The 23793-nt window shown below is 37.0% G+C and carries 28 protein-coding genes and 1 other annotated feature; of the genes, 10 read left to right on the top strand and 18 right to left on the bottom strand.

What is annotated here, in order from left to right:
- Nucleotides 1-3 precede the first annotated feature (3 nt).
- The 7 genes from deoB to BK579_RS12445 form a co-directional block, all read right to left on the bottom strand.
- Nucleotides 4-1194, bottom strand: a complete 1191-nt coding sequence (deoB, locus tag BK579_RS12475; protein ID WP_078545929.1) for a phosphopentomutase — start codon at nucleotides 1192-1194, stop codon at nucleotides 4-6.
- A 441-nt stretch (nucleotides 1195-1635) separates the two neighbouring features.
- A complete protein-coding gene (gene xerD, locus BK579_RS12470; RefSeq protein WP_078545928.1) occupies nucleotides 1636-2526 on the bottom strand; it encodes a site-specific tyrosine recombinase XerD in 891 nt (296 codons plus the stop codon).
- A gap of 5 nt (nucleotides 2527-2531) precedes the next feature.
- On the bottom strand, nucleotides 2532-2756 hold the full coding sequence (locus BK579_RS12465) for a YqzK family protein (RefSeq protein WP_078545927.1): 225 nt from the start codon (nucleotides 2754-2756) through the stop codon (nucleotides 2532-2534).
- Nucleotides 2757-3171: 415 nt separating this feature from the next.
- Entirely contained in the window at nucleotides 3172-3642 is a 471-nt protein-coding gene (gene fur, locus BK579_RS12460) for a ferric iron uptake transcriptional regulator (protein WP_078545926.1), read from the bottom strand.
- A 135-nt stretch (nucleotides 3643-3777) separates the two neighbouring features.
- On the bottom strand, nucleotides 3778-4422 hold the full coding sequence (spoIIM, locus tag BK579_RS12455) for a stage II sporulation protein M (RefSeq protein WP_078545925.1): 645 nt from the start codon (nucleotides 4420-4422) through the stop codon (nucleotides 3778-3780).
- 983 nt (nucleotides 4423-5405) lie between these two features.
- Nucleotides 5406-6578 (bottom strand): endonuclease Q family protein, encoded by a 1173-nt coding sequence (locus tag BK579_RS12450; protein WP_078545924.1) that lies wholly within the window; start codon nucleotides 6576-6578, stop codon nucleotides 5406-5408.
- On the bottom strand, nucleotides 6575-7126 hold the full coding sequence (locus BK579_RS12445; protein WP_078545923.1) for an NUDIX hydrolase: 552 nt from the start codon (nucleotides 7124-7126) through the stop codon (nucleotides 6575-6577). The genes BK579_RS12450 and BK579_RS12445 overlap by 4 nt, the downstream gene beginning before the upstream one ends.
- 94 nt (nucleotides 7127-7220) lie before the next feature.
- Between BK579_RS12445 and mciZ the strand changes: the two genes are divergently transcribed.
- Entirely contained in the window at nucleotides 7221-7385 is a 165-nt protein-coding gene (gene mciZ, locus BK579_RS12440; RefSeq protein ID WP_078545922.1) for a Z-ring formation inhibitor MciZ, read from the top strand.
- A gap of 145 nt (nucleotides 7386-7530) precedes the next feature.
- Complete coding sequence (locus BK579_RS12435) at nucleotides 7531-8454, top strand: aldo/keto reductase (protein WP_078545921.1); 924 nt, start codon at nucleotides 7531-7533, stop codon at nucleotides 8452-8454.
- Nucleotides 8455-8504: 50 nt separating this feature from the next.
- Here BK579_RS12435 and BK579_RS12430 read toward each other — a convergent pair whose 3' ends face one another.
- Nucleotides 8505-8759 carry a YqkE family protein gene (locus tag BK579_RS12430; protein WP_078545920.1) on the bottom strand — a complete coding sequence of 85 codons (255 nt, stop codon included), beginning with the start codon at nucleotides 8757-8759 and terminating at the stop codon, nucleotides 8505-8507.
- Between the two features lie 117 nt (nucleotides 8760-8876).
- On the opposite strand from BK579_RS12430, the gene BK579_RS12425 reads away from it, so the two are divergent.
- Nucleotides 8877-9779, top strand: a complete 903-nt coding sequence (locus BK579_RS12425; protein ID WP_078545919.1) for an alpha/beta hydrolase — start codon at nucleotides 8877-8879, stop codon at nucleotides 9777-9779.
- A 143-nt stretch (nucleotides 9780-9922) separates the two neighbouring features.
- Here BK579_RS12425 and BK579_RS12420 read toward each other — a convergent pair whose 3' ends face one another.
- On the bottom strand, nucleotides 9923-10165 hold the full coding sequence (locus tag BK579_RS12420; RefSeq protein WP_078545918.1) for a DUF2552 family protein: 243 nt from the start codon (nucleotides 10163-10165) through the stop codon (nucleotides 9923-9925).
- Nucleotides 10149-10496 (bottom strand): iron-sulfur cluster biosynthesis family protein, encoded by a 348-nt coding sequence (locus tag BK579_RS12415; protein ID WP_078545916.1) that lies wholly within the window; start codon nucleotides 10494-10496, stop codon nucleotides 10149-10151. The genes BK579_RS12420 and BK579_RS12415 overlap by 17 nt, the downstream gene beginning before the upstream one ends.
- Before the next feature lie 234 nt (nucleotides 10497-10730).
- Here BK579_RS12415 and BK579_RS12410 point away from each other — a divergent pair, with 234 nt between their 5' ends.
- The gene (locus tag BK579_RS12410) at nucleotides 10731-10928 is read left to right on the top strand and encodes a CDGSH iron-sulfur domain-containing protein (RefSeq protein WP_078545914.1); all 198 of its coding nucleotides are present in this window, start codon (nucleotides 10731-10733) and stop codon (nucleotides 10926-10928) included.
- Nucleotides 10929-11066: 138 nt separating this feature from the next.
- Nucleotides 11067-11306, top strand: a complete 240-nt coding sequence (locus BK579_RS12405) for an HPr family phosphocarrier protein (protein WP_078545912.1) — start codon at nucleotides 11067-11069, stop codon at nucleotides 11304-11306.
- A gap of 356 nt (nucleotides 11307-11662) precedes the next feature.
- On the opposite strand, the gene BK579_RS12400 is transcribed toward BK579_RS12405, so the two are convergent.
- Both BK579_RS12400 and BK579_RS12395 read right to left on the bottom strand, forming a co-directional pair.
- Nucleotides 11663-11995, bottom strand: coding sequence for a YolD-like family protein (locus BK579_RS12400; protein ID WP_078545910.1), 333 nt, complete (start codon nucleotides 11993-11995; stop codon nucleotides 11663-11665).
- Between the two features lie 21 nt (nucleotides 11996-12016).
- Nucleotides 12017-13279: a Y-family DNA polymerase gene (locus BK579_RS12395; RefSeq protein ID WP_078545908.1), complete on the bottom strand. Its 1263-nt coding sequence runs from the start codon at nucleotides 13277-13279 to the stop codon at nucleotides 12017-12019.
- 1187 nt (nucleotides 13280-14466) lie between these two features.
- Between BK579_RS12395 and BK579_RS12390 the strand changes: the two genes are divergently transcribed.
- Nucleotides 14467-14661 carry a YqzH family protein gene (locus tag BK579_RS12390; RefSeq protein WP_078545906.1) on the top strand — a complete coding sequence of 65 codons (195 nt, stop codon included), beginning with the start codon at nucleotides 14467-14469 and terminating at the stop codon, nucleotides 14659-14661.
- Nucleotides 14662-14687: 26 nt separating this feature from the next.
- Here BK579_RS12390 and BK579_RS12385 read toward each other — a convergent pair whose 3' ends face one another.
- The 4 genes from BK579_RS12385 to BK579_RS12370 all read right to left on the bottom strand — a co-directional run bounded on the left by BK579_RS12385 (nucleotide 14688) and on the right by BK579_RS12370 (nucleotide 18098).
- The gene (locus BK579_RS12385) at nucleotides 14688-16019 is read right to left on the bottom strand and encodes a DUF4179 domain-containing protein (protein ID WP_078545904.1); all 1332 of its coding nucleotides are present in this window, start codon (nucleotides 16017-16019) and stop codon (nucleotides 14688-14690) included.
- 6 nt (nucleotides 16020-16025) lie between these two features.
- The gene (locus BK579_RS12380) at nucleotides 16026-16532 is read right to left on the bottom strand and encodes a sigma-70 family RNA polymerase sigma factor (RefSeq protein ID WP_078545902.1); all 507 of its coding nucleotides are present in this window, start codon (nucleotides 16530-16532) and stop codon (nucleotides 16026-16028) included.
- 155 nt (nucleotides 16533-16687) lie between these two features.
- Entirely contained in the window at nucleotides 16688-17218 is a 531-nt protein-coding gene (locus tag BK579_RS12375; RefSeq protein ID WP_078545900.1) for a DUF3221 domain-containing protein, read from the bottom strand.
- An 82-nt stretch (nucleotides 17219-17300) separates the two neighbouring features.
- Nucleotides 17301-18098: an SDR family NAD(P)-dependent oxidoreductase gene (locus BK579_RS12370; protein WP_078545898.1), complete on the bottom strand. Its 798-nt coding sequence runs from the start codon at nucleotides 18096-18098 to the stop codon at nucleotides 17301-17303.
- A 151-nt stretch (nucleotides 18099-18249) separates the two neighbouring features.
- Nucleotides 18250-18459: a binding site (T-box leader), on the top strand.
- A gap of 66 nt (nucleotides 18460-18525) precedes the next feature.
- Between BK579_RS12370 and proI the strand changes: the two genes are divergently transcribed.
- From proI to BK579_RS12355, 3 genes are all read left to right on the top strand, one after another.
- On the top strand, nucleotides 18526-19377 hold the full coding sequence (gene proI / locus BK579_RS12365) for a pyrroline-5-carboxylate reductase ProI (protein WP_078545897.1): 852 nt from the start codon (nucleotides 18526-18528) through the stop codon (nucleotides 19375-19377).
- 189 nt (nucleotides 19378-19566) lie between these two features.
- Complete coding sequence (gene namA, locus BK579_RS12360) at nucleotides 19567-20583, top strand: NADPH dehydrogenase NamA (RefSeq protein ID WP_078545896.1); 1017 nt, start codon at nucleotides 19567-19569, stop codon at nucleotides 20581-20583.
- A gap of 109 nt (nucleotides 20584-20692) precedes the next feature.
- Entirely contained in the window at nucleotides 20693-21088 is a 396-nt protein-coding gene (locus tag BK579_RS12355; RefSeq protein ID WP_078545895.1) for a hypothetical protein, read from the top strand.
- On the opposite strand, the gene nfsA is transcribed toward BK579_RS12355, so the two are convergent.
- A complete protein-coding gene (gene nfsA / locus BK579_RS12350) occupies nucleotides 21085-21834 on the bottom strand; it encodes an oxygen-insensitive NADPH nitroreductase (RefSeq protein ID WP_078545894.1) in 750 nt (249 codons plus the stop codon). The genes BK579_RS12355 and nfsA overlap by 4 nt on opposite strands.
- 260 nt (nucleotides 21835-22094) lie before the next feature.
- Between nfsA and BK579_RS12345 the strand changes: the two genes are divergently transcribed.
- The gene (locus tag BK579_RS12345; RefSeq protein WP_078545893.1) at nucleotides 22095-22520 is read left to right on the top strand and encodes a GNAT family N-acetyltransferase; all 426 of its coding nucleotides are present in this window, start codon (nucleotides 22095-22097) and stop codon (nucleotides 22518-22520) included.
- Between the two features lie 187 nt (nucleotides 22521-22707).
- Here the strand turns inward: BK579_RS12345 and rnz are convergent, their stop codons facing one another.
- Entirely contained in the window at nucleotides 22708-23625 is a 918-nt protein-coding gene (gene rnz / locus BK579_RS12340) for a ribonuclease Z (RefSeq protein WP_078545892.1), read from the bottom strand.
- Nucleotides 23626-23793: the final 168 nt, after the last annotated feature.

Genomic DNA, 23793 nt, shown 5'->3' with positions numbered 1-23793 from the left:
TTTTTATTTCCCCCTTAAGTTTGAAAGAAAGCTTTCTCCATATTTAGGTAATGCTACATGAAAATTCTCAGCGATTGTCGCTCCAACATCTGCAAATGTTTTGCGCACAGGAAATTCTTTTCCTGCTGTCATACTAGGACTATATGCTAGTAATGGTACAAATTCTCTTGTATGATCCGTGCCTGGGTATGTTGGGTCATTTCCATGGTCAGCTGTAATGATTAACAAGTCATCTTCTTGTAATAGTTCGAACACTTCAGGTAGCCTTGCATCAAATTCTTCAAGCGCTTGTCCATACCCTTCCGGATCTCGACGATGACCAAAAAGTGCATCAAAATCAACTAAATTCAAAAAGCTTAAACCTGTAAAATTCATATGTAAGGTTTCTACTAATTTATCCATACCATCCATATTTGACTTCGTACGTAGCGCCTTTGTGACGCCCTCTCCATCATATATGTCTGCAATTTTCCCAATTGAAATCACATCATACTTTGAATCTGCTAATTCATTCATGACTGTACGATCAAATGGTTTTAACGCATAATCATGACGATTTGCCGTTCTCTCAAACTTATCAGGTGTACCTACAAATGGTCGTGCAATAATACGTCCGACCATATATTTCTCATTCAATGTTAACTCACGGGCAATTTCACAAATTTTGTATAACTCCTCAAGTGGCACAATTTCTTCATGTGCAGCAATTTGTAATACAGAGTCTGCAGATGTGTACACAATTAAAGCGCCTGATTCCATATGTTCTTTCCCAAGTTCATCTAATATTTCGGTTCCAGAAGCAGGCTTATTACCGATAATCTCTCTTCCTGTTCTTTCCTTTAACTCATTCAATAATTCATCTGGAAAACCATTAGGGAAAACACGGAATGGAGTATCGATATAAAGGCCCATCAACTCCCAATGACCTGTCATTGTATCTTTTCCATTTGATGCTTCTTCCATTTTTGAATAGTAGGCCAATGGAGCATCCACTTTAGCAATTCCTTGTACTTCTTTGATATTGCCTAGCCCTAACTTTTCCATGGAAGGCATCTTCAAGCCCTTTACATGGTCAGCAATATGGCCTAGGGTGTCAGATCCAACATCACCAAACTTCTCAGCGTCAGGTGCTTCACCAATTCCAACTGAATCCATTACTATTAAAAATACTCGTTTATATGTATGCGTTGACATCATTGCTTCCTCCTTTTTTATATTCTTAGATGTTTTTTTATGTATTCTTGCCTGAGGCTTTACCTTTTTATTATATTCCCCTCATATAAGGTTACTAACCCACACTTTTTCACTTGTCAGAAGTCTGACAACCTGAGTATAAATTTGATAGTCTCTTATTGCAAGTAGAATTTCTGTGAAAAGGTAAAAAAATATAGTAGTTATCCTAAAAAAAACACTTGGGCTGAAAGAGTTTCATTTGCTGCATTCCATTCCCTTCTCCCTCATTCCATGCAAAGTGCACATATCCTTTCTTTTGTATGTTCGTATACTCAGAGTTTATAGGTCTCTCTTTAATAAACCTTATCATTCTATAGGTAGGATTCAATAGCTGGTGATCACAAAAGAAAAAAGATTACGAGCTTTGTTTCATCCCGTAATCTTAATTTTATAAGCCGTTCATTACGCTCTAGGATGAAATTGTTTGTAAACATCCTTTATTCTAGCTTTGGTTACATGGGTGTAGATTTGAGTGGTTGAGATGTCAGCATGACCTAGCATTTCTTGAACGGCACGAATATCTGCACCGTTTTCTAAAAGGTGTGTCGCAAATGAATGTCTCAATGTGTGTGGAGTAAGTTCTTTTTGGATGTTCGCTATCATTGCTAGCTTTTTTAGATTTTTCCAAAAACCTTGTCTTGTCATTGGATTTCCATGATGATTTAAAAATAATGCCTCTGATTTTTTCTGGCTTAAAATATTAGGTCTAGCATTCTCAATATATACTTTAATTGCTTCGGCCGCAGTAGAACCTAACGGGATTACACGTTCTTTGTTTCCTTTTCCTATACAACGAAGAAACCCCATTGTTAAGTGAACATCATGGAGATTCAAACCAATTAGCTCACTTACTCGAATACCTGTTGCATAAAGTAATTCTAGCATTGCCTTATCACGTATCCCTAGGGGAGAATTGCTTTTAGGAGCCTCTAATAGTGCTTCCACCTCATTTATACTAAGCACTTTAGGCAGTGTTTTTGTTAACTGAGGTGATTCAATATGAACTGAAGGGTCTTGTGATGTCACTTTTTCACGAAGCAGAAACTGATGTAATGACCGTATAGAAGCTATGTTTCTTGCTAATGTATTTGTTGATTTACCGTTTTCTCGTAAATGTTTTAAAAAATGAATAATATGCGCTCTTGAAACGTCATTGAAGGATCGTAGGTTTTCCACTTTCGTTATGTATTTATGATATTCCTTCAGATCTCGTTCATATGAAATGATTGTATTATCTGCTAATCGACGTTCAACCATTAAATAATGCAAAAAGTCTTTAATTTGATCTTCCAAGTTCATTACTCCCCATAATGGTAGAAAAATTTTAACCGATCGAACCAACTGTACTCTTCTTCAACCACCGTTGAAACTTTTACAGCAGTTCCTTGCGGTTCATCGTATCTATGGTAATTTTCATACTCTTGATTTATCCACATAATTCCATAATAAAACAAAATGGTACAGCCAGTAAATAATATAAAAATTTTGAGTGTATCATAAGTCATTTGCAACATTTTTCTCATAATTTCATATCCTCCAATTGTTACTTTATAAGAGACTTATATTACTTATCTCTTAGAAGAACTATATTAGAAGATATGCCAAAACGACCTGTTTTTATACACGGTTGTCCGAATTCTTTCGAAAATTTTTACTCATGAAGCGGAAGCGTCAATTTTGCTTAGTACCAAGGCTTAAGGTTAGTGAGTTGCATTCGCTGCGATCCACCTGCTTTCCGCGGTGCGGCCCGTGAGCCTCCTCGTCGCTTTTTGGCTCCAGCGGGGTCTCACGTGACCGCTAGATCCCGCAGGAGTCAGGTGGCTCTCCGCTCATTCCAAACTATGTTAACAACATTTTCATCCTCCATGGTGCGAATGATATTAGCATGGATACCAAGACCTATAAATAAAATAAAACCTCTTCCAATGGAAAAGGTAATTACGCTTCTATTTCTTCTGGTTCAGCATCAGCTTTTTCATGACATCTATGACAGATTCCATGGAAAGTTAGACGGTGATCCTTTATTTTAAAATTCCAATCTCTCTCGACGATTTCTTCTACATCTCCGAGCAGATCTTCCTGAATTTCATCTACCGCGCCACATTCAATACAAACTAAGTGATGATGGAAATGAGCTGCTCCTTCTTGACGCAGGTCATATCTCGATACTCCATCTCCAAAGTTAATTTTATCAACAATTTTTAATTCCGTTAATAATTCTAATGTACGATAAACCGTTGCTAAACCTATTTCCGGCGCTTTTTCTTTAACGAGAAGGTATACATCTTCAGCACTCAAATGATCCTCTTCATGTTCAAGAAGTACCCTAACAGTTGCTTCACGTTGTGGTGTTAACTTATAGCTAGATGAATGCAGCTGTTTCTTGATCCGTTCAATCCGATTTTCCATCCAACAATTTCCCTCCCTCGCCATTACCATCTTATTATAACAAAGTTAAAGGAACTGTCCAAATAAAATTATTACAAATTAAGAAAAATAATATTTCTTAATTTATAATTATTATTATTTTTTTGGATTATACACTTATTTGAGCACTTCAATTACGTTCTTCATTAAATAAGGTGAGGCAAAAGCTTCGAATCCCGAAGCTATTACTAATATAACACTAATTCCAACCATCATTATTGTATATTTAGTGAATAACTGTAAAATGGGTTCATTTGCTCGTTTTACAAACTGTTGTCTTATCATTTTTAATGAAAATGATACCGCCATTGTTCCAATTACAATAAATGCAGGAATGACTAATAGGTTTTGCGGAAGGACGGATACAAGTGATAGTAAAAATCCTCCCCACCCCATTTTGTTAACCAGGAAACCTACCGTGAATCCTACTACTACACCTTTTAGAAATAATAGAATTAAAATAACCGGTAAACCGATAATCGATATTCCTAGTAGCCACATTAATCCTACCGATTTTATATTATGCAGATAGCTTTGCTTAAACATCTCTGTTGATGTAGCAAATTGCCCCTCTGATACTTGTCCGAAAAATTGACTTAAGTAATAATAGAGATCTTCTTTTTGGTTCCAATTTAAACTATTTACAACAATTGCCCCAAAAATCACACCCATTAAAAAAAGTACTGTGATGAACATATAAATTGAGGAATGCTCACGGATATGATTTGCAATCGCCATTTTTATTGGAGTCTGTTTATTCATTCATTGTTCCTCCTATCAGTCTCTTACTAGATTCTATGAAAAAAAATAGAAACTATGACTTTTAATAGAAGATTTTAAATGAAACTCCTGTAGCCTTGTGCAAACGGGTTCCTTTGTGGGGGAGAAGGTGGGATTTAACAAAGAAAATGCAAGGGAAAAGCATATGTTTTTACAACTACAACCCTATTAGCACCTGATATAGTAAACAGTTCGGAACTTACGGAGCTTTTTTATTTATAAAATAGTAACCGTTCGTTCAATAAGTGATTCCTAATTCATAGTCCCACCCGGGCATAAAAAACGGAAACCCTCGGACCCAGATGAAGAAAAGGAATCAGCAGCATGGGCTGATAAAATAAGGGGAGAAACGAGACTGTCGATTAACTCACCATCTCGTTTAAAAACATGAACAACTTGGTTAAATTAAAGCAAATAATGCGTAAAAACAGGTGGAATATACATAAAATCAAGCCAAATAGGTCTATTATTTGAGAAATTCAACTTAACTAAATTTGCTTACCCTATTAATCGACAGTCTCGAAACTTCCTTTATTTAGGGAATGGGACTAAAAATAGCTAAAATAGAGGTAAAATTTCCCGCTATTTACTTGAAAAACATACAAATAGGGTGATTGTGCTTTGCTTTAAGGGAAAATTTCCCCTTAATTACCCCTAACCAAGTTATATTCTGCAGTTTAAAGGGAAAATGTTCCCTTATTTCAACTAACTTTGGCACTCGATTAATGATCAAACTTCTTATGCTTTACCTATATTTTATCAGGCATGGACATTGAATAATAATTACTATGCATCGGATAAATCGGCAATCTAAAAGCGTCTAATTTCAAGGTCAAATCCCATTAAATCAAGACTAAAGTAAATGAAGAGACCAAATAGCTATGCTAAAATTGGTCTGCTAATTCCCTTGATGATTGTATTGTTTCTCCCCGTCAACACAACCCGTTACTTGCCACTAGAGTTTTTTATTTTTTCACTTTCCCATAGACTCCACCGCCACCGGATTGAAGTGTTAGTTCACCCCTTCTAGCTAGGATAATCGATTCTGCTATCCCTGTTGGTAATAGCTCCCTAATGGCGGACTCTGGTGCTTCATGGATAATTGCCATTTCAGTTTTAAAATAGTTGCGTAGTTTCTTCAAGGTTTTCGGGCCAAGACCTGGTATAAATTCTAATGGAACTTGGTGAATATATGTGGCACGATTTAATGGTGAGGTCTTATCCTCATCACTAGCAAGTTCCTTTATTCGATCATAGACTCCTTTTACAAAGCGGTTACTACCACAATGTGGACAGACTTCTTCTAACAAATCATCCATTAGCTTCTCACATTTTTCACAGGTTGTTCGATGATACTTCCCTAATAAAGGATCTAGTCCATAATTTGCAACGATTCTTCTTCCCTCTCGGCGATGAAGTGCTTTTCTTAGTTCCTCAAAAGTTGGTTGTTCCATCTCAACTAGCTGATATTCTCTTGCGATTTTAGCAAGTGAATGGGCATCAGAATTAGTTACATATGTATAGTTGTGTAATTCCTTAATTTCGTCTGCCATTTCAGTATTGGAACTTAAACCTAGTTCCATTGCATCTATAAGGTCTGGGTCAAACACCTCTTCAAGAGAAGTGGTTACCCCTTTTCCATATAAGCTTTTATACGGAGTGAACACATGGGCTGGTATAAAAATTCCAGATAGTTCTTTCACCTTATACTGTAGGTTTAAGGCTGTTTCATACATTCGTTGAGAGCTTAAGGTTATATTTTTCATACGTCCTGATAACCATATGGAGAAATCTCGCATTTTCTCAAGGGTTGGTAAAAATGCAAGAACATGGATTGGCCCTTTACAATTTTCATCATAAATCTCTATTTCTGAACCAAGTAATAGAGTTACATCCTTAAATCGTAATCCACCTTCTTCAAGAGGATACACTTCACCTTCTTGTATTAATAGTTCTAGCTTATCTAGAACCTCTGGGACATGACAATCAATAACTCCAATCATGTCCATGCCCTTCACTTCAGTGGCTTCTTTTAAAATATTTTCAATCGTTAATGATTTTGCACCTGTGATTTTGACTGGTTTTCCTGAATTTGTACGACCTATATGAATATGTAAATCTACGTAATATTGATTCATCCATTTACCTTCCGTTGAAGCTGTAAATATTGAATGGCATACGCTGTTTTCGCATCATAAATTTCTCTTTTATCTAGTAAATCCAGCGCCTCCTCTAAGGTTACCTCTAATAAGTCGACAAACTCATCTTCGTCTAATGAAGCTGCATTTTCTTTTTTCTGCAGATTCTCTGCAACGTATAAATGGACTAATTCATCTGCGAAACCGGGTGATGTATAAAAGGAGATAAGCGGAGTTAGCTTTTCACATACATACCCTGTTTCTTCTTCCAACTCTCTTGCTGCTGTCACAATTGGCTCTTCTCCCTTTTCGAGCTTTCCTGCAGGTATTTCTACCATTACTCGTTCCATTGGCTTGCGGTACTGTCTTACCATTAATATCCTATCTTCTTTCGTAACTCCTATTACTGCCACAGCCCCTGGATGTTTAATTATTTCTCTTTTACTAGTTTTCCCATTAGGTAATTCAACATCTTCAACATGTAAATCAATTATTTTCCCTTCAAAGATTGTTTGCCTTGCTATTGTTTTCTCTACTAAATGTTCCATTATTAAACACTCCTGTTCTACTAATCAATATGTCCTCATACATTTTACCATAATCTGCAGATAGACCTAAGAATGATGAAGGAGTGAATTTTCAGTGAAAATTTACATTATGGATAAGGGCATTACACTGACAGGGAAGTCATGGGAAATCAGACAGAAACTCAAAGAATATAGCAAGCAATTTGAAACCGTCGAACAATGGATTAATTATTCTAAACCCGACAAAAAACATGGAAAGGTAGTGTCATTTCGCCAATAATCTTTTAGTGAATCTTAACTCTCAATTTACTCAAGGTCAGGCTACAACCTGAATAATTCCTTTCATCATGAAAAACTTTCAGTTTAACTATTTGAGCTCCTATCATAAAACTTGCTACAATGATTCCATAAAGGGAGGAATCGAAATGAAGAAACGACAGATTGGGACATCAGATTTATATGCTAGTGAAATTGGACTAGGGTGTATGAGTATTGGGACGGAGGAAGCAAAAGGCACTCGCATTATTAATGAAGCTATTGAAGGTGGCATTAACTATCTTGATACTGCTGATTTATACGACCAAGGTCTAAACGAAGAATATGTCGGTAAAGTCATAAAGGAGAAACGCAAGTCAATTATCTTAGCAACTAAAGTAGGTAATCGATTTGAAAAAGGTAAGGATGGTTGGTCCTGGGACCCTTCAAAGCAATATATTATGGAGGCTGTGAAGAACAGTTTACGTCGACTACAAACTGATTACATTGACTTATATCAACTACACGGTGGAACCATGGAAGATCATATCGATGAAACAATCGATGCTTTCGAACAGTTAAAAAAAGAGGGAGTTATTCGTTATTATGGGATTTCCTCCATCCGGCCAACTGTCATAAACGAGTTTGTGAATCGTTCTTCGATTGTTAGTGTGATGATGCAGTACAGTATTCTGGACCGCCGACCGGAAGATCAGGCACTACCTTTACTCAAGAACAACCAAGTTAGTATATTGGCGCGAGGTCCTGTTGCAAAAGGCTTTTTAACAGAGCGTTCTTTTGACCCTACAAAGCAAATGTTATTTAATAAAGGTTATTTAGATTATACTTCCGAAGAACTACAAAAAGCAGTAACACAAGTAAAAGAGATTTGTGCAGGTCGTTCTCTTACCGATATCGCTTTACGTTATCTCCTCCATGAACAAACAGTTGCCTCTGTAATTGTAGGAGCTAGTACCGTTGAGCAACTAAAAGCTAATATTGCTGCTGCTTCTTCAAACCCACTAACAGATGAGGAAATACATAGCATTAAAGAAGTGACAAAATCAATTGGGTATCAGCACCATAGTCTCTAAAATATAAAAAGCTTGTGAATTCTAGATATGAATCCACAAGCTTTTTCATGTTATTTATCTTTAAAGTCACTCCACTTTAACGAACTTTCATTAAATAATTCTTCAAACGATTTATTTTTTTCACGTTCTTTACGCTCTTTCCGCTTTCTTTCTTCCTCTAATTCAAGCTCTCTTTGCTCTTTTTCCTTTAATTCTTTTTGAGTATTTTTTAATTTTGATACGATATCTTCATTTAATAAGTCTCCTAGACTTAGTTTGTCATCCTGTTTCTTTTTAGGCTTTTCTTTATGTTTCTTCTTTGCCATGTTTCTCCCCCACTAAAAATTCGTTTATAATAGTATATCATGATTGGTTATTTTAAATAAGAACACGCTTTGTACATACTGATTACTAATATCTGAACGCCCGCTAGGAGGAATCAAATGAAAAGACTATTCATCACACTTGGAGCTCTACTTGCTACTCTCACCGCAATCGGCCTTTTTTTCACTAATATCGTCATGTTTATAAAAAAGAAAAGCGATCAAGCTATTTTATATCGTGAGTTATCTGAAGGTAGATTTACAATGGAAGAATACCATCAGTTCAATAAAAAAAACATTCGTATCCCTTCTCCCTTTGGCTATGATATTCATGGTTGGTTTACAAAAGCTAACTTAGAGAAGAAATTCATCATCATTTCTCATGGCGTGACAATGAATAAAATTAATTCCATTAAGTATATGAAACTTTTTCTTAGTCGTGGATGGAATGTAATTATCTATGATCAAAGAAGACACGGTCAATCCGGTGGGAACACAACAAGCTATGGTCACTATGAAAAATTTGATCTACAGGCTGTTGTTAACTGGGTTAAGAAGCAGTATGGTGAAGATGCTACCATTGGTATCCACGGTGAATCTATGGGTGCGGTCACCGCCTTACTATATGCGGGAATGATTGAAGATGGTGCGGACTTTTATATTGCTGATTGTCCTTTTTCCGATTTTAAGGAGCAATTGCAATATCGTTTAAAAAAAGAATTTAAGCTTCCTTCCTTTTTGGTGCTTCCTGTTGCAAATTTTTTCTTAAAGCTAAGAGATGGGTATCGAATTGAGGAAGTATCACCTATTGCGGTAATCAAAAAGATTAAAAGTCCAATTCTGTTCATTCATAGTGAGAAAGATGACTATATCCTGCCTGAAATGACTCAGAAGTTATATGAATCAAAGGAAGGACCAAAAAAATTATTCCTCGCGGTAAATGGGAATCATGCATACTCGTTTGCTGATAATAAAGAAGACTATGAGGCTGCGATTGATGAGTTTTTGGCTGAGATTGAATGATAGCTTATATAAGGCCCACCTTGGTTAACCCGATTAGAGAATCGATGACCTGAACCTGACACCAGGAAACTTGCGTCCGTCGGAAGGGTCTGAAGCTTTAGAGGAGCTAGACACAATAATAAAGAGGCTGAATTTTTCAGCCTCTATCCTAATACATCTGTAATATCTTGGTAGTTCTCCTCAATATACGCGATTGCTAATTCAATTGTTTCAAATTCCTTTGCTTCAAAGGTGACCTCATCTTGAATTAGCCATACATTTTTTTGATCCTTATTACTACCTGCTACTGACCAATGTAGTAAACTAAATGGATGGTTATTACTTAAAAAGGAAACCCAAGTTTTATTTTCAGCTACATTCTTTATCGTTTTAAGCTTTTGATTCATTTGTCGACTCTCTCTTTTCTATTAACATCATACGCGGATTTAAGATTTGATTAGGACTTTTTAAAGAATAGCAATTTGCTGATTCTACATAATCAATTTTTAACTTTTCATCTAAAAAAACCATTTTTGTTCTTTCGACTGCTACCGAACAAAAATTCGTTTCAATGATGATATCGTCATCCTCTTGCTGGTCAACGATCCAAAGTGTTGGAACGCCACTTACCACACAGCCACATCCCTCTGTTTCATATCTTAACTTAATTAATGTTTCTTTATCTATCAATCGTTCAGTTAATTTTCCGATTGCTTGTTCTGTAAACGTAATTTCCACAACATAAATCCCCTTTACTTCTTTATGCTTCCATTTTATCATATTTCTATTATTTACACATATTGTATCTATAACAACAAAAAGCTAAAAGGCGCTCCCAACAGATGGGCGAGTATAAGTCGAGACGTCTGGAAGTTGCTTTTAACCATTCTAGACAGATTGACTTTTGGCCCGAGCTGATTACATTCGAAACGAAACAATTAAAGAACGTAGCTTTTCAAAGGAGGTCTAGATTTGTCTAAAGCTCAAATTAAAGTTAATAATAATGGCTCACTTCGTGTTACTGGTGATGTTGAGCTTGTTGATGCCAATGGAAAAGTTTTTACTACCAAACAAACCTTTTCACTTTGTCGATGTGGTTTATCTGAGAAGAAACCTTTTTGTGATGGCTCACATAAAGGAAGATTTGAGTCTAGTGTAGGTGCAGAATAACATTTTTAAGCGGGCTTTACTTCCCCGCTCTTCTCTTATTTTTGTCTTTTCTACTAACTTTTAAATTTTGTATTGCTACATCCTCTATTCCTATCTATACTTAGAATATAAATACATAATTTTGAGGGAGTGTTTTTGATGGTTGTTAATGTCTTAAAACCAATTTTTGCTGAAGCAGCAAGTAAATTAGTGAACACAACTAGCCAATTTCCTGGAACTGTTCTAATCAAAAAAGAACATTGGGTTGTTGATGCAAAGAGTCTTTTAGGTGTTTTAGCTTTATCTTTACAACCTGGTCAGGAAGTTGAGCTTACATCTGATGCTGGGGAAGAAGTTTTCCAAGCTTTGCTGGACTTAAATATTTTCGAGAAAAAATAATTCTTCTAAAATTTTTTCTAGTATAATTAATGCGCTTTCAAAATTAATATTAAAGCTAAAAAGGACAACTTAGTAGGTCAAGTTGTCCTTTTTATATGTCTATATTGTGTACCCTGAAAATAACTTTGGTTGTGGAGTTCCATGAGCTGCGCTCCACTTGCGGGATACCGCGGGGCGGTCCGGGATCCTCCTCGTTGCCTGGGCTCCTGCGGGGGTCTCCCGAAACCACTAGGGTCCCGCAGGAGTCAAGTCGCTCTCCGCACATTCCACACTTAGTAAGTACACTATTTTCAATCCCCATGGTGTGAATCGAATTAGCATGGAGGTCTACCTCTAAAAAGTTTATTATCGATTATTTAATCAGCTATTCTTAAGTCAATTAGTTGGTTTACTGCTATATAGTGTGGATCATTAAATTTATCAATTACATGTAGTTTTTGAGTGAATTCATCATAATGATGCACGGTTCCTATTAGAAGCTTGTGACGGTTTTGCTCGTAGTAAGTAATGATTAATTGGTTACCTGTTTCCATGGCTTCACACATTAAACTGTTCATTTCTTCGAGCTGCTGCTCATCAAGTTCTGGCTTTTGTTGATGCAAATCCTCTGCCGCCCAATCGCGCAATAATTTTACATGCTCTGGTAGCATCATTGATGTCCATTTTATCGCACCACGATCTCGAATCATGATGGTTCACCTCTTTCTCTATTAGTTCGCTTTATGTCCGCCAACTAGCCTACTTCGATGCCTCGCAGTTCCAGCATTTGTGTAGGAAACAGCTCTAAGAATCGCATTCGAACCAAACTTGTTTCGAATTGAGTCCATCACATAGCCAACCTCGCGTTGCTTTAGACGGTTAGCGTAAAATAAATCAAGTTGCAATTCCTGATCTTCTTCTATATTTGATAACATAATAGAAATCTTTCGAACAGTTTTTGGAACATAATGCTTTTCAAATAACTCCAAACAAACCTTATAAATTTCCATTGTAATATTTGTATATGAATCAATTGTTTTTGAACGGTAAAATCCTCCACCGAATTCCTCATGGCTATAGCCTATCCCTAGACTGATCGTTCTCCCTGCTTTCTTTTCACGCCTTGCTCGACGTGCGACTTCCTCACACATTTCCAGGATGACATGTTTTACTTCTTCTGGATCAGGATAGTCTCTCAGCAAGATTTGACTCTTTCCAAAGCTAATTTGTCCTTGAATAAGTGGCGCTCCTAATTCAGATAAATCTACTCCCCATGCATGATGGTAAAGTTGATTTCCCATAATGCCGAATTTTTTCTCGAGTAGTTCAAGCGGATAATTGGCGAGCTGGCCAATCGTTGTAATCCCCATTCGATTTAATGTTTTTTCAACTCTGCTCCCAATCCCCCACATTTGACTCAATGGTGACAAAGGCCAAAGCTTTTTCTTGATATCGTCATAGGTCCATTCAGCAATTCCCTTTTTCTTTGCTTCTAGGTCCAGACACAACTTAGCAATGAGCATATTCGGGCCTATGCCAATTGCACATGGAAGACCATATTCCCGTTCAATTTCAAGTTTTATTTTTTCTGCAACTGTTGTTGCGCTTCCCCACAATTTTTCAACTCCATCCACCTTTAAAAAGCTTTCATCAACACTATAGGTATGAATCGCATCCTTTGGGACATAGCGATTAAAGAGCTTTGTGATCTCGGTCGAAATCCTTAAATATGTAGCCATTTTCGGATTGACAATTTGAATCCTTGGATCCTTCGGTATTTCAAACAATCTTGAACCTGTTTTGATCCCGAACTCCTGCTTCATCTTTGGTGACGCCGCCAAAACAATGCTTCCCTGCCGATCTGTATCACCCACTACCGCAAGATAACACTCTAATGGATTTAACCCTAATAACACGGCAGCACAGCTCGCATAAAAGCTTTTCATATCAATGCATAAAATTTTATGTGCTGGAAGTTGACTATAATCAATCATAAAATCACCTTCACTAAAAGAATGTATGTTCGCATTTATTATATTCTTTATAATAAGCGAATATACGTTCGAATTCAATGGAAATTTAAAACAAATAAGAAAAGCGAAAGGCGCTCGTTCATCGGCGACAGGCATAAGACAAGCCGACTGGAAGGTTGTCCTTCACCTTCTAGGGCGGATTGACTTATGACCCCGAGCCGATAGCGCCTGCAGCTAGACAAAGAAAAGCGAAAGGCGCTCGTTCATCGGCGACAGGCATAAGACAAGCCGACTGGAAGGTTGTCCTTCACCTTCTAGGGCGGATTGACTTATGACCCCGAGCCTATAGCGCCTGCAGAAATTCGGGGTAGACCTCAATGATAATAAAAATTCGCACCATTTATGCTAAACAAGGGAATCAAACAAACGCCTTTAATTCCCTTAATAGTCCTTTGGCACGAGCAAGGGAACTAGGGGGAACGCCTGATTCCCTTTCTTGGGCTTTTGACAACAGTAAGGGAATCAGACAACGCCTTTGATTCCCTTTCTTGGGCTTTTGACAACAGTAAGGGAATCACGCCTTTGATTCCCTTTCTTGGGCTTTTGACAACAATAAGGGAATCAGACAACGCCTTTGATTCCCTTTCTTGGGCTTTTGACAACAATAAGGGAATCAGACAACGCCTTTGATTCCCTTTCTTGGGCTTTTGGCAACAGTAAGGGAATCAGACAACAGCTTTGATTCCCTTTCTTGGCTTTTGGCAACAGTAAGGGAATCAGACAACACCTTTGATTCCCTTTCTTGGGCTTTTGGAGTCAGTAAAGGAATCAAACAACCCCGGAGCCAAAAGCAACGAGGCTCACCGCACACCCCGCGGTGTCCCGCGAGTCAACTATAGCGATTGGAACTCCACTACCTAAGTTATTTTTCAGGGTAGACCTTCATGCTAAATAAGTATTTCGCACCATGAGAATGAAATTATTTATTCCACAGTGTGGAATGAGCGGAGAGCCACTTGACTCCTGCGGGATCTAGTGGTCTCGTGAGACCCCGCAGGAGCCCAGAAGCGACGAGGAGGCTCACGGACCACCCCGCGGAAAGCAAGTGGATCGCAGCTCATGGAACTCCTCTACCTAGGTTATTTTCAGGATAGACCAAAAGAAATGAGAAGAAGTATAATAAGGTATTAGAAATAGAGGTGTGTGCATTGGATGAGAAATTACTTCAGAAAATGATAAGAAACTGTTTTCTACAATATCATCATAACCTTGATTCAGTTCCACTTACAGCAGAAGAATATACGGAATTGATGATTTTAATAAAAAAAGAAAAAGAATTAAATCCTGATCAGGATATTTATGATGTAATAAATGATTTTGTATACGAATACTTAACAAAGTAGGCTCTCAACCCTGAGAGCCTACTAGTTTATTTCACCTGTATCCGAACATCCTTTTTAATTCGTGCTGGATAATCTTGAATTGTTAAAGTGATTGGACTTGAATGATTAGCTTGTTCTAAAACAAACCCATTTCGCTGAGTGTTTTCCTCATGATTTGTCCCTGAAGATGAGGTGTTAGAATGAAAAACAGTTCCTTCAGAATCTTTATACTCATGATCAAAAAGACTGTACCCCCTATGAGGGTCATCCTCCTCAGTCAAACTTAGCCAAAAAACCAAATTCGCCCCACTTTTTTCCACATCATTTGTGAGTAAGCCATCAGCAGGTGCTTTTATAATCATCTTATTTTCTAGATCAACAACCACTTCTAACTCATCCTTATCAAGTGCTCGAATGGAGCTAAATACGAGATACAGTTCTTCCGGTTGGTTAAAATAGTTAGATTGTAAATAAAGTATTTTTTCATTTTCACTTATATGCTGAGCTGTAATTCCATTCGCTATTCCACTCCATTGCTCCCCAGTTTCATCAACAAGTCGCAAATCCTCGAAGGTGAACAACTCTTTACTATTATTTTCATCATATTTTACATGAACGGCTACTCGAGTTGGTAGAATCGTCATTTTTTCAAAGGTTATTTTTTGTCCTTCTACTTCAACGGTTTCGTTTAACTGGATTTCTTCTTTTAACCCCGCAAACTTTACTTTATCAATAGAGAAAGGTAACGTCCAAGTGGAAGCTAGTTTTTCCGATTCGCCCGTTTCAATACCGAGAGAAAGAGTAAGCTGTTCAGGAATATCACCATCAAAGTAAAAGTCAATTGATCCAGAAACAGGAACCCCTTTTTTCAGATTTTCATGGATACTACCATATGTTATCCCGGCCAATGGAAGCTTCTCACCAAATGATACATTTACAAGACTAAGATATTCTTGTTCACGATTCCGATCACTTTCAAGTGAATAAAACAAGACCATCTTTTGCTCATCAACAATAACCGCATCCACAGTTATTTCAAGTCCCTCATGTTTATCCGAAACATTTATTTCTTGCATCAAATCATTGTCAATCGCTGAAAGCAAACCTTTATCAAATCTAACTAGTTCAACAATTTTCTCTAAGCCAGGGATATGACTTACATAGTTTGCAAATGTAGGAGATACTCGAATAGATGTTAAGAAAAAGGCAATAAACAGAGTTGCAGCAAATGCACCAACCATGAATCGCTTCCTGGATTGTTTCTTTTTCTTCGCTTGTGTCATCCCTTTTAATATATATTCATCAATTTCGTCTGGAATCTTCATCTCATTATAATGCTCCCCTAGCTCTTGTAATTGTTTTTCTTCTTTTTCAAACATAGCTCATCACAACCTTCCCTCAAGCTGATAGCGTAATTTCCTAAGCCCTTTGTTAAGCCAGGTTTTCACTGTACCCTCCGGACAATCAAGGACTTCAGCAATCTCTTTAATCTTTAGATCTTCAAAATATTTAAGCTTAAGCACCTCTTTTGTCGGAGATTCTAGAGCTTCAATTGCTTCCTCTAATTCAAATCGATCTTGATTTTGAGTAACCGATAAGTCAGAACCAACATCAGAACTTGGAATCGTTCGTTTCCTTTTGCGAAGTTCATCATTACAGTAATTGATCATAATTCGAATAAGCCATGTGGAAAAATAGTGATCTTCCTTTAACTTTCGAATAGATTTAAAGGCACGGTAAGTTACTTCCTGAATCGCTTCTAAAGCATCCTGTTCCGATTTCAGATAAGAATAAGCAATTCTATATAACTGTTCTTTAGAGCCAAGAATTAGAGAATATAATGCATGTTCATCCCCTTTCCTTGCCTTTTTAACAAGGTCTATATCGTTCAAGTGAATCCTCTCCTACTACTTTTGTTGTTTTTCTACCAATTAGACATTTTAGGGTATGAAAAGGTTTTAGTTTTTTAAAATTTTTCTATATGTATCCAAAATAAAAAACACCAACTTGAACATGAGATAACACAAATCATGTTCAATATTGGTGACTACTCAATGACTTGTTCGGTTTTCAAATCGACCTTCAGAGTTATTGGTTGTTCAGAACCCATTAACTCGACTAACTGGATTTCATACAAATCACTTGTTACATGGTTCACCGAAACAACAAGCCACTGGGACATAGAATCAAGTGTCTTCAAGGCTATAGATAAAGCTTTGGCGGTTTCTAATGAAGCTTCATCATCATGAATTAAAATTGTAGTAACATCCGATTGTGGGGGATAAGATTCACGAACTTCTCCAGTATGATAAGCATCCACAAGCATGCCGAGTGAAAAGTCTTCAGGAGAGTATTTCTTCCCAGATGTACCTTCGATGACTGTATCTTCAAAAATGTAGTAACTAGAAGCTAGTGGTATATCCGAGGACGACTCTTTCTCAGAAACCAAAATATTTTCCGACGTTGGACTTGTAAAAATAATATAACCTGTTAAATCTTTTACTCCTTTTGGCTCATTAGTACACCCAAAACAGACTAAAAAGCAAAGGAAAAAAGCTAGTGCAAGCAATTTTCTCATCAGTTTCACCTCATTTAATTTGACGAGGATTAAACTGTCAATGTTACAGCAGGATTAATTTTTACATGTGCCTAAATTGAAATTATTTTTTAAACAGTGCCTTCCCGCCAACTTTTTCAACGACGGAAGGAAATAAGGTATATAGGATACTACCGATATTCATCCATACAGGTAGATTAAGCTCCCGCTTCGGTGTGAATAATGTATCCACAATCTTTTTTGCCACATCATCGGGCTCAAGCATAAATTTCTCAACATTTTTGACATAGTTCCCGGATTGATCAGCAATATCAAAAAATCTAGTACGGATAGGCCCCGGATTAACAGCTGTTACATGAATATTCGTGTGAGCAAGCTCCATTCGCAGACTATTAGTAAAGCCTAGTACAGCGTGCTTTGACCCAGAGTAAGCACCTGCTTTAGGAGTAGCAAGCTTACCTGCCTGTGACGCGATATTAACAATATGACCAACATTTTGTTGTAACATCGATGGAAGGACCATTTTGGTACAAGCCATCAGACCAAATACATTAACCTCAAACATTTCCTTCATCTCTGAAAGGGTCGCATCCATAACTGAATCAAATTTTCCAAATCCGGCGTTATTGATGAGAACATCAATTTTATCGACCTTTTTTAAAAGGTCACTAAAAACAGATTCAACAGCATCTGTATCACTAACATCAACTTGATATATAAGAGCCTCGATACCTGTTTGGTTCTTGATTTTTGTTGCAATCGAAACTAGCCGTTCATAATTTCTAGCCATAAGGATAGGGATAGCCCCCTGCTCTGCCACCATATATGAAATTCGTTCACCAATTCCACTTGATGCACCAGTAATCACAATATTTTTTTTATGTAATTTAGAATTTTTCATAAGAAATCCCCTCTGAATATTATAGCAATATAAGCGATATATTTAATCTCTATGAAAAAAAGAAGAAAGTCAAGCCTATTATCAAACTGATATTGTGATAAAGTATTGACATCGAGGAAAGAATCATAGATAATGACAATCAAATCCATAGAGATGTGCGAAGATTAGGACTAGTAAATCAATTTACGGTTCAAGAGAGTGAAATCCGTCGGCTGAAAGATTTCATAACCCACTAAATGATTGAACCTACCTATGAGCAGTTAGGAAAAACCTAACCGTCCCCCACGATACGGGTAAAGAGTTGAACGATTAGATCGTTAACAAAGGTGGTACCGCGGATAAGACCCAATTCGTCCTTTTATATAAAGGAGGCTTTGGGTCTTTTTAGTTCCTTTTAATTACTACTTAAGTCATTGGAGGAAGCATGATGAAGGAAAACATAAAAATCACATTTGTTGGAGCCGGTTCAATGGCTGAAGCAATCATTGCAGGAATGCTACAAGAGGAATTATTTAAACCAAATCAAATTACAGTAACAAATCGTTCTAATACAGAAAGACTTCGAGAACTACACGAAACCTATAAAGTAAATGTTACTCAAAATAAAGAAGAAGCAGTACAACACGCTGACATCCTTCTATTAGCAATGAAGCCAAAAGATGTAAGAAGTGGTGTACAAGAAATCGCTCCATTTTCAAATGGCGATCAGCTAGTCATCTCAGTGTTAGCAGGAGTATCAACAAGCACATTTCTTCAATTATTTGAACAGAACATGGCAGTTGTTCGTGCCATGCCTAATACATCCGCTGCAATTGGGAAATCCGCTACGGCTCTTGCCCCTGGAGAATATGCTACTGAAGACCAAGTAAAGATTGTTCAAGAATTATTTGAAACAGTTGGTCTTGTATCCATTGTCGAAGAAGAACACTTACATGCAGTCACAGGATTATCAGGAAGTGGACCCGCGTATGTGTACTATTTAGTTGAAGCAATGGAAAAAGCCGCTAACCAAATAGGACTTGAACAAGACGTAGCAAAAGATTTAATTCTTCAAACCATCATCGGTGCTGCAGAAATGTTAAAATCATCTCCAAAACACCCTTCCGTTCTTAGAAAGGAAGTAACAAGCCCAGGCGGAACAACCGAAGCTGGAATTGGAGTTTTAGAGAAATATCACTACCAAGAAGCGATGATTGCATGTATAACAAGAGCAACTGAACGATCTTCAGAGCTTGGGCAAACATTGCTTGAAACTGTAAATGTGGATTCTAAGAGATAATTTAGAGTAATAATACTAACCCTACAATTATATAACCAGTTGTTGGGGTTTTTTTATGGAAATTTACTTGTTTGTATCTTACCCTCAGGTCAAGTGTTCATGAAATGTAGGCAATAAATATGACGAGTAAAAAGAGCAAATGATATAATTGTTTAGGTAAACGAAATTTATACATATAGGAGGATTTAAATGAGTAGTGCTCTTTTTTCACCATATACAATAAAAAATGTAACAATAAAAAATCGGATTGTTATGTCCCCAATGTGTATGTATTCAAGTCATAATCATGATGGCCACTTACAAGACTTTCATTACACACATTATATTAGTAGAGCAGTTGGACAGGTTGGTCTAATCATGGTTGAAGCAACTGCTGTTACACCACAAGGGCGAATTTCTGCAGGTGATTTAGGTATTTGGAGCGATAACCATATAGCGGGTTTTGCTAAACTCGTCAACCAACTAAAACAATATGGTGCAACGACCTCTATTCAAATTGCACATGCAGGTAGAAAAGCAACAATCGATGGTGAAATCATCTCCGCTTCACCAATCGCTTTTAATGAACAAAGTAAGCAACCAAAAGAAATGAGTATTGACGAAATCGAAGAAACTGTTCAAGCTTTTAAGGATGGAGTTCGTCGCGCGAAGGAAGCAGGATTTGAAATTATTGAACTGCACGCCGCTCATGGCTATCTTATCAATCAATTTTTATCACCACTTTCTAATCATAGAAAAGATCAATTTGGTGGAAGCTTTGAAAATCGCTACCGTCTTTTACGTGAAATTATTAAAGCCGTGAAGGAAGTTTGGGATGGTCCATTGATGGTGCGTGTTTCAGCCAATGATTATCATCAAGATGGGCTTACTCCTGATGACTATGTCGAGATGGCAAAGTTAATGAAGCAGCAAGGCGTCGATTTAATTGATGTAAGCTCTGGTGCACTTGTTCCTGCAAAGATTGAGGTCTACCCCGGTTATCAAGTGACGTATGCTGAAAAAATTAAACATGAAGCAGAAATTGCAACAGGTGCTGTAGGACTAATTACGAGTGGCTTACAAGCAGAAGAGATTTTAAGAAATGACAGAGCAGATTTGATTTTTGTTGCTCGTGAATTATTAAGAGATCCATATTGGCCAAGAACCGCGGCTAAGGAGCTTGGAGTAGAGATTAAGAGCCCTGAGCAATATGATCGTGGTTGGTAAAGCAACCTAGCAAAAATACAGGTCCATTGACCTGTATTTTTATTTACGATAAATAAGGTTTACAGAATATGAAATACTATGAAAAATACACAAAACCCGGAGGCCAACAATGGACAAAGATCCTAAAATCATAAACTTTTTAAATGAAGAGCAACAATTATTTATTCAAAATGAGTTAGATAATCTTCGTTTCACTAAAAACTTTCGCTCCCAAACCGCTGAAGAATGGTATATCTTTTTAGACCAATTTCACGACCCGAGAACAGGCGGTGCGGCTGGTAAGACTATTATTCACTATGACCTACTCGGGAACCGAGACGTATTTATTAATACAACAATCATCTTTGATGATCCTCATCTTTTTGACAAAAAACAACAACAGCTCATCTATCAGCTTTGTGATGAAATTGTTAATCGCTTAGTAGGTTTTGCAGATACACTTTTATCGGTACATGCTGGTGAAAATTCCTATGAAGCAGAGTATGTACGAAATAAGGAAGATTAGTCCTTTAAAAAGCCTTGCTTCTTTACGAACTCTTTCATATATGTTCTTTTTGGCTTTTCCATCATATTTGCTATTTGTTCAGTCCATCTATCTCTTCTTTTCCCACCGGTACGCTCGTGATAATATGCCGAAATAGTATTATTATATTCCTCAAGTTGTTTTTGGTAGAGCGACATATCTTGCTGGTATTCATCTTCGTGGTAGACCTGTGTAAAAGGAAGTCTAGGTTTTGTTGAAGTCTCTTGATTTGGATAACCTACTGCAACCCCAAATAATGGAAAGACTCTTTCAGGTATATTTAGCAACTCCCTTACCTCTTCTAACTTATTCCTAATTCCACCGATATAACAAGCCCCAAGGCCCATTGATTCAGCAGCTAAAACAGCATTTTGAGAAGCAAGAGAAGCATCTACAACAGACACTATAAATGTTTCTGTACTTTCTAATGACTGTTGAATATTTTTTTGCTCCATCTCGGCAGAAACCTCATGTCTTAAAAGATCAGCACAAAAAATAAAAAAATGGCCATTATGTTCTACATAACTCTGATTCCCAGCAATTTCAGCTAATTTCTTTTTCTTTTCTTTATCACTAACCCCTATAATTGTGTAGGCTTGAACAAAACTTGAAGTTGAAGCACTTTGTGCACTTTCAACAATAAGTTTGATCTGCTCCTTTGAAAGTGGCTTGTCAGTAAATTTTCGAATAGACGTATGATTTAACATTGTTTCTATAACAGAATTCATCTAATACCCCTCCTAATAATTGACTCTCCTTATATTTATATCAAAAATGCTCCTAAAAAACACAAAATTAACCTTATGCCCTCTCCTTGAATATATATAGGAAAGGCTCTTTTCTAAAAGATTGTTGCTTATTGAACTAATTTTACATTTAAACAAGGTATTAAGTAAGCGTGATAGTAGGTTAGGAGAAAAAATCTTATAAGCAACAAAGTTTACGAACATAGCCCTAGGAAAACATCGTGGATGAGGAGAGAGTACAAATGACCATTCGAAGTGCCACCTATGAGGAAATTGTATTAATTAAAAGTTACGGAGAGAAAGTCAGAGATGAAGCCTCAATGGGCTATCTTAAAAATAGTACGGTTGCCCAAGAAGAACTGCAAGCCTTTAATAACTACCTTGTGTCTGTTAATCATAAAGGACGTTTAGAAGGCTGGATTTTAATTGGTGAAAGCATGGATTATTATCATAATGATCCTGTCGGAATCATTTTAGAATTATATGTATTTAAATCCCATCGCAACAAGGGATTAGGCAAAAAATTAACGAAAGCTGCCCTATCTTACTTTAAACAAATAGGCTTAAGAAGAGTCCACTTAAATGTATTTGCAGGAAACCATGCAAAAAAACTATATGAAAAGTTAGGCTTTGCTGACGTATCTACATTGATGGAGAAGAAGATTTAGTCAAGCTCGTTTTTGAACGATGAGACCCCGCAGAAGCCAAAAAGCAACGAGGAGGCTCACGGACCGCCCCGCGGTATCCCGCAAGTGGATTGTAGCGATTGGAGCTCTCTATCCTAAATTATTTTCAGGGTGAATCCGGAACGAAAACAGGTTTAGGAGACCTTGCTTCTTCCCTAAACCTGTTTCGTCAAAGTTCATAAGTATAAAAATCTTTGGCCACATAAGTATTTTCAAAAAGGTCATTTGCTTCCTTTTCAAGAACTTTTACGTCCTCACCTTGGTATCTTGAACTGATATGAGTTAAAATTAAGCTCTTAACATTTGCTTTCAAAGCAATTTCTGCCGCTTGTTTTGTTGTTGAGTGGAAATAATTATGTGCAAGTTCATGTTCGTCCGCTCCAAAGGTTGCTTCATGAATAAGAAGATCAGCATTTTGTGATAGTTCTACGCTTGCATCACAAAAACGCGTATCACCTAATATGGTAATTACTCTTCCTCTTTTGGATGGTCCAATAAACTTCAATCCATCAATGGTTCTTCCATCCTCCAACGTAACCGTCTCTCCCTCTTTTAACTTTTGGTAAATAGGGCCAGGAGGCACATGTATCTTCTTTAGTTCTTCAACGAGTAAGGTTCCAGGAAGGTCCTTCTCAATTACACGAAAGCCATAAGAATGAATCCCGTGATCCAGTTTTCTAACCTCAACTGAAAACTGTTGATCGTCAAAAATTATTCCTTCTTCTTCGATTTCCACGATATCTAAAGGATACTTTAGGTGTGTGCTACTTAATTTTAAAGATGTGAGTATGTATTCTCTTAATCCTTTTGGTCCATAGACGGTAAGTGTTGATTCCCCACCCTGGAATGAACGACTTCCTAGTAAACCTGGTAAACCAAAAATATGATCTCCATGTAAATGAGTAATAAATATTTTTTCAATCCGTCTGGGCTTAATCGATGTGTATAAAATTTGATGCTGAGTAGCTTCACCACAATCAAATAGCCATGTTGATCCCCGCTCTGCTACAAGCTGTAAGGCGATTGATGAAACATTTCTTTCTTTAGCTGGTACACCCGCTCCTGTTCCTAAAAAAACAACCTCCACCTTGGTATCTCCCTCCAAGTTTTATAAAATAAATTGATAACTTAAAAGCAAGTTAATTGTAACTAGTTTAATTTTTGTTTAAACTAATAGAAATACAATATATTTCATTTATTCTATCGTACAATCAATAGAATGTAAAAGTAGTGATATCGATACCACATTAGATAA

Source organism: Litchfieldia alkalitelluris (assembly GCF_002019645.1).
GTDB classification, from domain to species: domain Bacteria; phylum Bacillota; class Bacilli; order Bacillales; family Bacillaceae_L; genus Litchfieldia; species Litchfieldia alkalitelluris.
The sequence above is the reverse complement of the archived record's forward strand: the minus strand, read 5'-3'. Positions and strand labels throughout refer to the sequence as shown.